This window comes from Pseudomonas sp., assembly GCF_050739935.1.
GTDB lineage: Bacteria > Pseudomonadota > Gammaproteobacteria > Pseudomonadales > Pseudomonadaceae > Aquipseudomonas.
Map to the genome: position 1 here is coordinate 1 of NZ_JBOICF010000023.1, position 13,243 is coordinate 13,243.

Consider the following 13,243-nt stretch of genomic DNA (forward strand, 5'->3'; position numbering starts at 1 on the left):
GTGTCAGGCACTGTTGATTTGACCGATGACCGCATTCGCCAGCAAGCCGGCTCCTACAGAATCAGGCGGCGCTTGGAAGAGCGTCGCCGCCCACAAAGTATCTACAGGCGGCAGCGATCCTGACGCAAACGCCGGCAAGCCGTGCTGCTGCAGCGCGTTGCCGCGCGACATCTCTCACTGGTCAGTTTTCTTCAATACCCGCCTAACCCTCGCCCGTTAATGTGTCCCTTCACTCATTGGATGGAGAAGGGCAGTAATGAACCTGATGATTTCCATGGCGGCGTTCGCGCTCGCGGCGTCCATTTCCCCGGGGCCGGTGAATGTGGTGGCGCTCAGTTCCGGGGCGCAGTTCGGGCTGGGGGCGAGTCTGCGGCATGTCATGGGCGCGACGGTCGGTTTCGTGGTGCTGCTGGCTTCCACCGGTTTCGGCCTGCATGAGGTGTTGCACAACTACCCGATGCTCACCGATATCATCCGCTGGGCGGGCATGGCGTTTCTGCTGTATCTGGCCTGGAAACTGGCGATGGACGACGGCCAACTGAATGTCGACAAACCCACGCAGCGGCCGTCGTTCTGGCATGGCGCGGCGATGCAGTGGCTCAATCCCAAAGCATGGCTGGCAGCTGTCGCGGGGATGGGCGCGTTCGTGGCCGATGGCGAGGCGCGGCTGATCGGCCTGTTCGCGCTGATCTACTTCGTGGTCTGTTATTTCTCGGTCGGCTGCTGGGCTTATGCTGGCGCGTTTCTCGGCCCCTGGTTGCGCAGCCCGCAGCGCATTCGCACCTTCAACCGCAGCATGGCGGCGTTGTTGGTCGGCTGTGCAGTGTCGTTGCTGTACGTCTGATCACTGCCGATACTGGCCCGGCGTCGCGGCAAGGTGCTTCTTGAACACACGCTGAAAGTGCGCCTGATCGGCAAAGCCGCTGCGCTGGGCAATATCGGCAATCGGCTCGCCCTCGCGCAGCTGTGTCTGGGCGTGTTGAATGCGCCGGTTGATCAGATAAGCATGGGGCGTCATGTGGTAATGCTGTTCGAAAGCGCGAATCAGATAAGCCTCAGACAGATTCGCCGCCTGACAGATTTCCTCCAGCCGCATCGCCCGCAAAAAATGCTGGTTGATGTACTGCGCGGCACGCTCGACCCGTTGGTTGACCTTCTTCAGCGGCGCATCGAAACTGCCAAGACGCTGCTGCATCAGCACGAAAAACGCGACGACGGCTTCGTGTTTCTGCAACGATTCCAGGGTCGGATCAATCAGCGTCCGGTGCAGATCCAGCAGACCCGAAAACAGCGCGGGATCCGTGCTGTGAATCGCCGGAATCGGTCGAAAACCTTCGACGCCACAAGCCTGCTGCACCCGGCCCAGCCACTGGGCATCGACATAAAACATGATGTACGACCAGGGTTGATCGTCGATAGGGTTGCAGGCGTGCACATCGCCGGGATTCATCAGCACCACGGTGCCAGTGGAGATGGTCTGGCAGGTCTTTTCATGCAGGTAAGTGCTTTGCCCGGCCGTGATCGCGCCGATGGAAAACACTTCGTGGGAATGACGCGAGTAGCAGACCTTGCGGCCATCGGCGATGGAGCGGGCTTCAATGAACGGCAGCTCGCCGTCCCTCCAGAACACCGGTGTTTCAGCGTTGCTCACCGGGTTCTGAAGGGCCATGTCAGATCATCCTTTGCTGCGCTTGCAACTGTGAAAAATATCCAGCGTCGGCTGGTATTCGGTGGTGTTGACGCCGAGCAAGCCTAGCACCGAATGAAACATATAGTCATGGCTCAGGCCCGCCTGGTTTTGCTTGTTCGCCAGACAGCTGCGATCGATGTCGGCATCTTCCAGTGTCGAATGGCCGAACCACATGACCATCGGCACATGGGTCTGCGCAACGGGTGCGATCGCGTAAGGCGCGGCGTGCAGATAGATGCCGTTTTCCCCCAGCGATTCACCGTGGTCCGAAACGTAGATCATCGAAGTGTCGACCTTGTCCTGATTGCGCTTGAGCAATTCGATGGTCTGCGACAGGAAGTGGTCGGTATAGAGAATCGTGTTGTCGTAGACGTTCTTCAGCTCATCGGAGGTGCAGCTGCCCAACTGATTGGTGTGACAGACCGGGGTGAATCGCTCCAGGCTTTTCGGATAGCGGTCGTAGTACTCCGGGCCGTGGCTGCCGTCGGAATGCAGGACGATGATGGCGTTGCCCGTGAGCGAATCAATGTACTCCTGCAGCCCGACCAACAGGGATTCATCCAGGCAATTCTGACCGTCGCAGAACGGGCTCGCCTGGTTTTTCGGGATGTCGCTGTGGGGCACGCGTACGCAGGTGTCCTTACAGTCGCTGTTGTTGTCCAGCCAAACCACCTGCAAACCGGCGCGCTGTAGCATGTCCAGCAGCCCCTCATAGGTCTTGCCTTTCTTGTCGCTGTAATCGGTGCGCGGAAATTTGGAAAACATGCAAGGCACCGAAACCGCCGTGGACGTACCGCAGGAGGCCACCTGAGTGAAATTGAGAATGTCCTGCTTCTTCAATTCAGGGTTGGTATCGCGGGCGTAGCCATTGAGCGAGAAGTGATCGGCGCGTGCAGTTTCACCAACAACGAAGATCATCAGGCTCTTTTTCGGTCGCTGCCGGGCTTCAGGGCTAAGCACGGAGTCGGCGCCCACGGTCTGGATCTGGACCGTTTCCTTGATCGCCACCGTCTGCTTGGTCAGCTTGCCGACGGCGTAGATGTAGTTGGTCGGATTGATGAAGTGGGTCAGAGCGTCTTCGTCACGGAAGATTGGCGCGTAGGTCGAGTAGAACAGTCCCACCGAGGCCGCCATTACCAGCACGCAACCGATGCAGACCAGCACCTTGTTCACCAGCCCCGGCAGAACCCGGCGATAGGTCACGGGGATCAGCCAGATCAATGTAATCGGTAGCGCACCGAGCACACCCAGATACAGGAACAACTTGCCGCTGAGCAAGGCCTTGACCTCGCCAGGGTTGGTCTCCAGCACGTTCTCCATCATCGTCGTGTCGATGCTGACGCCGTAGGTATTCATGAAATACGCCGCTGCCGCGGAGCACAGCGCGACCAGACTCAGCACCGGCTTGAGCGTCGGGCGGAAGGACACGAGGGTCAGAAGCAGGGTGATCGCGGCCCACAGGAAGAACGCGAACGAGATGTAGAAAGCTACGGCCTTGATGCCCTGCAACTGCGTCAGCCCGACCAGCGCATGCCAGGTGGCCAGGTTGTAGAACAGCACCAGACACAGGGAAGACAGCATGACCAGGCGGGTGGAGGTAACGGGTCGCAGCGTTGAGCGCATTTCCATATAAAGCACTACTCGAAACGGGGCTGCACATGCGCTTCAGCAGTCCCGTCCCTGGACCGGCACGTCAGCTGAGCCTGTTCGTCACAGGCGGGTTGATAAAGGATTCGAAAGTGGCGCGGAGTTTTTCAGATCGATTGTGAAGACTTTGTGAATACGGCGTAGACGGCGCGTTACCGGGCGGAGTGTTTTTGAAACCGTGCATGACGTCCCGCAGCGTTTTTGCCGACGTGCGGACGACCCCGGTCCCAGCGCGTTAAACGTAACGCCCCAAACATGCTCGCCCTGATTGACAATGCCTGCACAGCTTCTCTAGGATGCCGCTCATGCGCCGATTTAAACAGCTACTTGCGGGGCGCCGGGTGTCGTGAACAACGTCACCGAAATACCGCTAAAGCGCTGGTTCGGTGTTGCCTCTCACCGCTGCCCAGCGGAACACTGAGGCAGAGAAAACGACACTATGAGCAGTAATCCCAGCCCGCGCGCCCTCGTTCGCCTGGCCCCTATCGCCAGTCAATTCAACCGTCGCAACCCGAAAATCCTGCTCGGTGGTGCCCACCAGCCGACGCTTCTGCGCTACCTCGACGGCTGGCCTCGCCGTCAATACGGTCCTCACGCTTTCCTCATCCAATTCATCAACGTCGACGAATCCCTCGAACGTTTCGGTAACGACCAATTTGATCTGGCTGTCATTCAAGCGCCCTCCGCCGAGCACGCCGAAGGGGTGATTCGGCACCTGACGCGCATCGCCCGCCAGGGACTGATCACCCGCTGCTGACCCCGCACCGGGATGGCTATGGGTTATGCGCTTTGCCGAAGCGTTCGCACGCTAAGTGCGATGGCGGGTGGCGATCCTCGGAATGCCGCCAGTCCCGCCAGAATCAAAAGCCTGGGTGCCTCATTTTTCCGACAATTTCATGATCATCGCCACCGTCAGGTACAACCTCGGCGCGATGCTCGACAGCTCCGAATACTCGTCATCGGCATGCAGCCCTGCGCCGACCACGCCCATGGTTTCCAGCACGGCAGGTTTCTGGCTGTCGGGCACGTACGCATAACCGGCGTCGGTGCCGAAGCGCATGGCGATCGGTTCGATGTTGCGGCCGATCTTGCCGTAAAGCGCCTGAGCGGTTTTTGCCAGGTCTTCGGTGGCCGGGTTTTTCACCAGCGGCGGGCGGCCCTTGTCGAGGCGGAATGTTACTTCCGTGCCATCGATCAGTTTGTTCTGCACGATGCGTTGACCATCCGCCAGCACCCGCTCCGACTCGCTGAGGTCCGAATAGCGCATGTCACCTTCAGCCGAGGCGCTGGCCGGGATGATGTTGCGCTTCTCGCCACCCTTGATCAGCGTCCAGTTGACGGTCGTACCTTTGGCCTGATCTCCCAGGTCCTTGAGCTGAACCAGTTGGTGGGCCAACTCCAGCGCCGCGTTTCTTCCCGCCTCCGGTGCGGAACCGGCGTGGGAGGACTTGCCTTTGACGTCGACGAACACGCCATTGATGCCATTGGTGGCGACTGTCACAGCGTCCTTGTCCGGCGGCTCATAGGAGAAAACGTAGTCATGCTTGCGCGCCAGGTCGGCGATGACTTTTTTCGAGCCTGCCGAGCCCATTTCCTCATCCGGGTTGAACAGCACCGTGATCGTGCCGAAGTCCTTGAACTTCTGATCCTGCAGCAGCTTGAGTGAGTGCAGGACCATGGCTACCCCACCTTTGGCGTCTGCCACACCGGGGCCGTAAGCGCGATCGCCATCGATCCGGAACGGTCGCTTGGCAGCGGTGCCCGGACCGAACACAGTGTCGTAGTGAATCATCAGCAGGAAGGTTTTCGTGCCGTTGCCCTTGATCGTGCCGACAATGTTGTCGCCCGCCGAAGGGCTGGCCGGCGTGGTTTCGACGGTCGCACCCAGCGCCTTGAGACGTTCGACCAATACTGCGCTGACGGTCTTGAGCCCTGCGGCCTGGCCCGTACCGGTGTCGATGTCCACCAGTTGCTTGACGGTCGCCAGATAAGGCTTCTGTTCGGCTTCGGCTTTTTTCAGCAATTGTTCGGGAGGCAGCTCGGCGGCCAGGGCCAGTGAGCAGAACAAAGAGGCGGCAACCGCGGTCGCCAGGGAGGTACGTCGAACGAGCATGCTGGATCCCTCAGATGGTGTGCAAGTCTGGTATGCGAGCCATCTTCAGATAGCCCGCAGGTCTGCATTGTTCCCCCGCGTTCGCTCTTCAGCTTAGCCGGCGATATGTTCAGGCGCGGTGCATCACGGGCTTTCCCGCGCCGATCGCCGTAGAATCACGCCTCAGGAAGCGAGTTTTCGAGGTTGCAGCGGTGGATTTACAGCAGGGTTTTGTCCTGACCCGACATTGGCGAGATACGGATGCGGGCACCGAGGTCGACTTCTGGCTGGCGACCGACAACGGGCCGCGCCACCTGCGCCTGCCGCTTCAGACCTCCACGGCGTTCATTCCCGCGCAGCATCGCGAACGTGCCGAGGCGGTGTTGCGTCAGGAGAAGGATGTCGAGCTCAAGCCACTGCAGCTATGCGATTTCCGCCACCGACCGGTGCTTGGCCTCTATACCCGGCAGCACCGGCAGTTGATGAACCTGGAAAAAGACCTGCGTCAAGCCAGCGTCGATGTCTATGAAGCCGACGTGCGCCCGCCTGAGCGCTATCTGATGGAGCGTTTCATCACCGCGCCCGTGCAATTCAGCGGTACGCCGGATGCCAACGGTGTGTTGCGCGATGCGCAGATGAAACCCGCGCCGGAGTATCGCCCGCAGTTGAAACTGGTGTCTCTGGATATCGAAACCACCGAGCGCGGCGAGCTGTATTCCATTGCACTGGAAGGCTGCGGCGAGCGTCAGGTGTACATGCTCGGGCCGGCCAATGGCGATGCGTCGCAGGTGGATTTCAAGTTCGACTATTGCGACAGCCGCGCCCAGTTGCTGGAAAGGCTCAACGAGTGGATGGCGCTGCACGACCCGGACGCGATCATTGGCTGGAACGTGGTGCAGTTCGACCTGCGGGTGTTGCATGAGCATTCCCGCCGTCTGAATGTGCCGTTGCGACTGGGGCGCGACGGCGAAACCATGGCCTGGCGCGAGCACGGTGCGCGCAATAGCCACTTCTTCGCGTCCGCCGCCGGGCGTTTGATCATCGACGGCATCGAGGCCCTGCGCTCGGCGACCTGGAGCTTCCCCTCGTTCAGCCTGGAAAACGTCTCGCAGACCCTGTTGGGTGAAGGCAAGGCCATCGACAATCCGTACCAGCGCATGGACGAAATCAACCGCATGTTCGCCGAGGACAAGCCTGCACTGGCGCGCTACAACCTCAAGGATTGCGAGCTGGTCACGCGGATCTTCGCCAAGACCGAGCTGCTGACCTTCCTTCTCGAACGCGCGACCGTCACCGGTTTGCCAGTCGATAGAAGCGGCGGTTCGGTGGCGGCGTTCGAGCACCTGTACATGCCGCTTATGCATCGCCAGGGTTTCGTGGCGCCCAATCTGGGCGAGCGCATGCCCGAGGCGAGTCCCGGCGGTTTCGTCATGGATTCGCGGCCAGGTTTATATGAATCGGTGCTGGTGCTGGACTACAAGAGCCTGTATCCATCGATCATCCGCAGCTTTCTCATTGACCCGGTGGGCTTGATCGAAGGGCTCAGACATCCCGACGACAGTGAGTCGGTGGAAGGTTTTCGTGGCGCGCGATTCTCACGCACCCGACACTGCCTGCCGTCCATCGTCGCGCGGGTGGCGCAAGGTCGAGAGACGGCCAAGCGTGAGCGTAATGCGCCGCTGTCCCAGGCCCTGAAGATCATCATGAACGCTTTCTACGGTGTGCTCGGCTCCAGCGGTTGTCGCTTCTTCGATACCCGGCTGGCATCGTCGATCACCCTGCGCGGACATCAGATCATGCGCCAGACTCGCCAGCTCATCGAAGCCCAAGGCTACGAGGTGATTTACGGCGACACCGATTCCACGTTCGTCTGGCTCAAGCGGCCTCATGGTCAGGAAGAGGCCGCGCACATTGGCAAGGCGCTGGTGGAGGGCGTCAACGACTTCTGGCGAAAACACCTGCGTGATGAATACGGCCTGGAGAGCGCCCTCGAACTGCAATTCGAAACTCACTTCAAACGGTTCCTGATGCCGACCATTCGTGGCGCGGAGGAGGGCAGCAAGAAACGCTACGCCGGCCTGGTTACCCGCGCCAACGGTGAAGACGAAATGGTCTACAAAGGCCTGGAGGTGGTACGCACCGATTGGTCGCCGCTGGCGCAGGCGTTCCAGCAGGAACTTTACTTACGCATCTTCAACCGCCGTCCGTACCAGGATTACGTGCGCGACTATGTACGTCGCACCTTGGCGGGGGAAATGGATGACCAACTCATTTACCGCAAACGCCTGCGCCGCGCACTTGACGACTACGAGCGCAATGTCCCGCCCCACGTACGCGCCGCGCGCATCGCCGACGACTACAACCGCCAACACGGCCGCCCGCTGCAATACCAGAACCGCGGCTGGATCAATTACGTGATCAGCGTCGTCGGCCCTGAGCCGCTGGAGGTGCGCAGCGCCCCGATCGACTACGACCATTACATCACCCGACAGCTGCAACCGATTGCCGACGCGATTCTGCCATTCGTGCAGGATGATTTCGGCACCCTGATCGGCGGGCAGATGGGGCTTTTTTGAGAGCGGATTGCAATCCTCTCGAAAGCCGCTCCAGCTGCCGCCGAAGGCAAAGATGCAAGCGCATGCGCACGGCGCGTCATCGCGGTGTGAGCCGGGGCGCATGAGTGATGTTTGATCGATTTTTTTTTCACAGGAAAAAGCAAGCGCTTGCGTGAAACGATTCAGCTGTTCTAGAGTGTTTCAAGTTAATTCCGCGAGTCGCCCGAAACGAGGCGAACCCAGGCATAAGAACAAGAAACTCGGAGACACCCATGAACAGCTCGCCCGCTGTACTGCCGCACGCTTTTCCTGCGCTCGATGCGCCATTCCCCGCACTCCCGGACGCTCGCCCATGAGTGCCGTTCCCGTCGAACATCCCTTGCCTGTGCTGGAAATGAACGCCATTTCCAAGACCTTCAATGGCCTGCGCGTGCTGAAAAATGTCGCTTTGAAAGTCTATGCCGGTGAAGTCCATGCGTTGATGGGCGAGAACGGCGCGGGCAAGTCGACGCTGATGAAAATTCTTTCCGGCGCCTATCAGGCCGATGCCGGGGGCCAGATTCTTATCGATGGTCAGACGCTGACGGCGTTCGATCCGTTGACCGCGAAAGCGCAGGGCATCGCGGTGATTTATCAGGAACTGAGCCTGTGTCCGAATCTCAGCGTCGCCGAGAACGTTTATCTGGGCCGTGAGCTGCGTCGTGGCTGGAGCATCGATCGCAAGGCGATGGAGGCCGGTTGCGTCGACGTGCTCGCGCGCCTGGGCGCCGATTTCAAACCTTCGACCAAAGTCAGCGTGCTGTCGATTGCCGAGCGCCAACTGGTGGAAATCGCCCGCGCGCTGCACGCCAAGGCGAAGATTCTGGTGATGGACGAGCCGACTACGCCGCTGTCCTCGCGGGAGACCGATCGCCTGTTCGCGCTGATCAAGCAGCTGCGCGACCAGGGCCTGGCGGTCATCTACATCAGCCATCGCATGGCGGAAATCTACGAGCTGTCTGACAGGGTATCGGTGCTGCGCGACGGCGAGTACGTCGGCATGCTGCAGCGTGACGGTTTGTCGGCCGATGCGCTGGTGAAAATGATGGTCGGCCGCGACCTGTCCGGTTTCTATAAGAAGGAACACGCCGCCTACGACCCCGGTGCGGTGGTGATGCGGGTGCGCGACATGGCCGATGGCAAGCGCGTCAAACCGTGCAGTTTCGAGTTGCATGCGGGCGAAGTACTGGGCATCGCCGGCTTGGTCGGGGCAGGGCGTACGGAACTGGCGCGGCTGATTTTCGCGGCAGACCCGCGCACTTCCGGCACGCTTGAGGTGGCTGGCAAAACTGTCACCGAGCTGCGCAACCCCACCGACGCCATTCGTGCGGGGGTGGTTTACCTGACGGAGGATCGCAAGGCCCAGGGCCTGTTTCTCGACATGAGTGTGCGCGACAACATCAACGTCTGTGCCTGCGTGCCGGACGCCCATGCCGGCGGTGTGCTGGACCGTGGCCGTGGCGCGCAGCGGGCGGTGGAAGCGATTCGTTCGCTGTCGATTCGCGTAGCGTCGGGCAAGGTCAATGTCGGTGCGCTTTCCGGCGGCAACCAACAGAAGGTCTTGCTGGCGCGGCTGCTGGAGGTCAAGCCCCACGTGCTGATCCTCGACGAGCCCACGCGCGGCGTGGACATCGGCTCGAAATCGGAGATCTACCGGATCATCAACGAACTGGCGAAGGCTGGCGTGGGCATCGTGGTGATCTCCAGCGAACTGCCGGAAATCATCGGCACCTGCGACCGCGTGCTGATCATGCGCGAGGGGCAGTTGGTGGCGGAGGTGGGCGGCGCGTCGGGACAGGAGATTTCTCAGGAGCGGATCATCGATCTGGCGACTGGGGGTGAGCAGGTATCCGCGCCTGGCCCTGATGGCGGATGACCTGTGGCAATGAGCCTGCTCACGAAGGCTGACCTCCAGACGCTGGATGTTTTGGATGTACCGGTCTGTTCGTGAGCAAGCTCACTCCCACAGCTGCGCGTTTGCAGCATGACCGCGCGGCGTCGCCGAATACAGAAATACGCAGCACTCTTTCAATAACAAAAAAGGAAATCAGGCCATGAGTCTGCCCCTGGAAAACTCGCCCACCGTGGCCGCCATCAGCAAGCGTGAGCGTGTGCGCGAACTGATGCGCACCATCGGCATGCTGCCCGTTCTGATCTTGCTGCTGGTTGGCTTCGCGTTGATGACCGACAGCTTCATGACCTGGCAGAACCTGTCGATCATCACCCAGCAGGCATCGGTCAACGTGGTGCTGGCTGCTGGCATGACCTTCGTGATTCTGACCGCAGGCATCGACCTGTCGGTGGGCGCGATTCTCGCAGCCTCCGCGGTGGTTGCCTTGCAAGCGTCGATGTCGCCGCAGTTTGGCATGCTGGGGATCGCTGCCGGGATCGGTTTCGGCCTGTTGCTGGGCCTGGTCAATGGTGGGCTGATCGCCTTCATGCGTTTGCCGCCGTTCATCGTCACCCTTGGCGCGCTGACTGCCATGCGTGGCCTGGCGCGATTGCTGGCGGACGATAAAACCGTGTTCAACCCCGACCTGCCGTTCGCCTTCATCGGTAACGATTCAGTGCTAGGCGTGCCGTGGCTGGTGATCATCGCCGTGGCCGTCATTGCGATTTCCTGGTTCATCCTGCGCCGCACCGTCATGGGTGTGCAGATCTACTCGGTCGGCGGTAACCCGGAAGCGGCACGCCTGTCCGGGATTAAGGTATGGAAGGTGCTGCTGTTCGTCTATGCCGTTTCCGGCGCGTTGGCCGGGCTGGGCGCGGTGATGAGTGCGTCGCGGCTGTTCGCCGCAAACGGCCTGCAGTTGGGTCAGTCGTACGAGCTGGATGCCATCGCCGCAGTGATCCTGGGCGGCACCAGTTTTACCGGCGGCGTCGGCACCATCGGCGGCACTCTGATTGGCGCGCTGATCATTGCGGTATTGACCAACGGTCTGGTGCTGCTCGGCGTCTCGGACATCTGGCAATACATCATCAAGGGCATCGTGATCATCGGCGCAGTGGCGCTCGATCGCTATCGCCAGTCCGGTGCGCGGACCTGATTCGCCGGCTTGGGTCGTGCGGCTGCCGATCGCTGTAGCAGCGCGGCTCGCCGGCGGCGGCTTGCTTGAGATCGCTACCGCTGGCAAACGGAACGCCGACCGGCCGGACTGCGGCACGAAACGGGTATCAGCTGAATAGGTTTCAAACAATGGCTCTGACAATAATCACAAGAGAGAAAATCATGAACTTCAAACGCAAATTTCCCGCTGTCGTATCCCTGTGCCTGGCCGCGCTGTTGTCGCAAGGTGTCGAGGCGCGCGAGCTGAAATCGGTGGGCATCAGCCTGGGCTCGCTGGGCAACCCGTATTTCGTGACCCTGGCCGACGGGGCCAAGGCCAAGGCGCTTGAAATCAACCCCAACGCCAAGGTCACTTCGGTGTCCGCCGATTACGACCTGAGCAAGCAGTTCGCGCAGATCGATAATTTCATCGCGGCAGGCGTGGACCTGATCCTGATCAACGCCGTGGACCCGAAAGCCATCGCCTCGGCCATCAAAAAAGCTCAAGCCGCGGGCATCAAGGTGGTCGCGGTCGATGTTAGCGCCGCGGGGGTAGATGCCACGGTGCAGACCGACAACGTCGAAGCCGGCAAGCTCGCTTGTCAGTTCGTCGTCGACAAGCTTTCCGGCAAGGGCAATGTGATCATCGAAAACGGCCCGCAAGTCACGGCGGTGACCGATCGCGTGACCGGCTGCAAATCCGCCTTCGCCGCCGCCCCGGACATCAAGGTGCTGTCCGACGATCAAGACGCCAAGGGCTCCCGCGACGGCGGCCTGAATGCGATGCAGGGCTACCTGACGCGCTTCCCGAAAATCGACGGGTTGTTCGCGATCAATGACCCGCAAGCCATCGGCAGCGACCTGGCGGCCAGACAGCTCAAGCGCAGCGGCATTGTGATTACCTCGGTCGACGGCGCCCCGGACATCGAGCATGCCTTGAAGTCGGAGTCGTCGATTCAGGCCTCTGCCAGTCAGGATCCGTGGGCCATGGCGCAGCAGGCGGTGTTGATCGGCAACGACCTGCTCAACGACAAGAAACCGGCCGAGGCGGTGACCCAACTCACGCCCAAGTTGATCACCCGCGACAACATCGGCTCTTACACCGGCTGGTCGAGCAAACACTGATACGTCTTGAACCAACACCTTGGACAGGGAGAGTGAACGCAGTGGTCAAGATGGAGGACGTGGCGCGACGGGCGAGGGTATCGACGTCGACGGTGTCCCATGTGCTCAACGGCACGCGCAAGGTCAGCCCGGAAACCCTCGAAGCGGTGCAGCAGGCAGTCAGGGAGTTGGGCTATATCCCCAACACCCTGGCGCGTTCGCTGGCCCGCTCGCGCACCAATACCATTGGCGTGGCGATCTCGGCGCTGTCCAACCACTACTTCAGCGAGACCGTTCACGCCATTGAAACCGAGTGCGCGCGCCACGGCATCATGATGCTGTTCGTCGATACCCACGACGACCCCGAGCAGGAGTTGCGCGTGGTCAGGGCGCTGCACCATCGGCGTGTCGACGGCATTCTGTTGGCGCCCTGCAGCGATCCAGAGCAGGCGGCGCTGGCCTATCTGCAGGCCAATGCCATTCCCGCGGTGCTGGTCGACCGGCTGGCTGCAGACGGCTTCGATCAGGTCGGAGTGGAAAATCGTGAAGCCACGCGAGCCTTGGTCGCGCATCTGATCGGCCACGGTCATCAGCGCATTGGCATGATCGCCGGACATCGCGGTTTGAGCACCACCGAAGAGCGCATCGAAGGCTATCGCCAGGCGTTGTCGCAGGCCGGGCTCGCATTCGACGACATGCTGCTGGTCAACGGTGAATCCAACAGCGAATCGGCGCGGCTGGCTGCTTCAACGCTGTTGGCATTGCCGAGTCCGCCAAGCGCGATCATGGCGGCCAACAACCTGATGACCATCGGCGCCATGCACGCGCTACGGGATGCGAATATCGCGGTGCCTGAGCAGATGGCGCTGGTGGGTTTCGACGATTTCGACTGGGCGGATTTCTTTCTGCCCCGTCTGAGTGTGATCGCCCAACCGGTGCATGCATTGGGCGCTCGCGCCGTGCAGTTGTTGTTGCAACGCATCGACAATCCCGACGGCGCGCGGCAATCCGAACAGCTGCCTGCCACGTTGCGCATACGAAATTCATGTGGATGCCCTTGAACCGTCCCG

10 protein-coding genes are annotated in these 13,243 nt (G+C 60.8%); 7 read left to right on the plus strand and 3 right to left on the minus strand.

Going from position 1 to position 13,243, the window contains the following annotated elements:
* Positions 1-256: 256 nt before the first annotated feature.
* Entirely contained in the window at positions 257-844 is a 588-nt protein-coding gene (locus ACRER8_RS03570; protein ID WP_431744976.1) for a LysE family translocator, read from the plus strand.
* On the opposite strand, the gene ACRER8_RS03575 is transcribed toward ACRER8_RS03570, so the two are convergent.
* Both ACRER8_RS03575 and ACRER8_RS03580 read right to left on the minus strand, forming a co-directional pair.
* On the minus strand, positions 845-1,669 hold the full coding sequence (locus tag ACRER8_RS03575) for an AraC family transcriptional regulator (protein ID WP_431744977.1): 825 nt from the start codon (positions 1,667-1,669) through the stop codon (positions 845-847).
* A 6-nt stretch (positions 1,670-1,675) separates the two neighbouring features.
* A complete protein-coding gene (locus tag ACRER8_RS03580) occupies positions 1,676-3,319 on the minus strand; it encodes a phosphoethanolamine transferase (protein WP_431744978.1) in 1,644 nt (547 codons plus the stop codon).
* Positions 3,320-3,776: 457 nt separating this feature from the next.
* On the opposite strand from ACRER8_RS03580, the gene ACRER8_RS03585 reads away from it, so the two are divergent.
* Positions 3,777-4,094, plus strand: a complete 318-nt coding sequence (locus ACRER8_RS03585) for a class I SAM-dependent methyltransferase (protein WP_431744979.1) — start codon at positions 3,777-3,779, stop codon at positions 4,092-4,094.
* A gap of 120 nt (positions 4,095-4,214) precedes the next feature.
* Here ACRER8_RS03585 and ACRER8_RS03590 read toward each other — a convergent pair whose 3' ends face one another.
* Positions 4,215-5,450 (minus strand): M20/M25/M40 family metallo-hydrolase, encoded by a 1,236-nt coding sequence (locus tag ACRER8_RS03590; RefSeq protein ID WP_431744980.1) that lies wholly within the window; start codon positions 5,448-5,450, stop codon positions 4,215-4,217.
* Positions 5,451-5,641: 191 nt separating this feature from the next.
* Here ACRER8_RS03590 and ACRER8_RS03595 point away from each other — a divergent pair, with 191 nt between their 5' ends.
* From ACRER8_RS03595 to ACRER8_RS03615, 5 genes are all read left to right on the plus strand, one after another.
* Positions 5,642-8,005, plus strand: a complete 2,364-nt coding sequence (locus tag ACRER8_RS03595; protein ID WP_431744981.1) for a DNA polymerase II — start codon at positions 5,642-5,644, stop codon at positions 8,003-8,005.
* 331 nt (positions 8,006-8,336) lie between these two features.
* Positions 8,337-9,899 (plus strand): sugar ABC transporter ATP-binding protein, encoded by a 1,563-nt coding sequence (locus ACRER8_RS03600; RefSeq protein WP_431744982.1) that lies wholly within the window; start codon positions 8,337-8,339, stop codon positions 9,897-9,899.
* 178 nt (positions 9,900-10,077) lie between these two features.
* Positions 10,078-11,070: an ABC transporter permease subunit gene (locus ACRER8_RS03605; RefSeq protein ID WP_431744983.1), complete on the plus strand. Its 993-nt coding sequence runs from the start codon at positions 10,078-10,080 to the stop codon at positions 11,068-11,070.
* A 182-nt stretch (positions 11,071-11,252) separates the two neighbouring features.
* A complete protein-coding gene (locus ACRER8_RS03610; RefSeq protein ID WP_431744984.1) occupies positions 11,253-12,194 on the plus strand; it encodes an ABC transporter substrate-binding protein in 942 nt (313 codons plus the stop codon).
* A 41-nt stretch (positions 12,195-12,235) separates the two neighbouring features.
* On the plus strand, positions 12,236-13,234 hold the full coding sequence (locus tag ACRER8_RS03615) for a LacI family DNA-binding transcriptional regulator (protein WP_431745105.1): 999 nt from the start codon (positions 12,236-12,238) through the stop codon (positions 13,232-13,234).
* Positions 13,235-13,243: the final 9 nt, after the last annotated feature.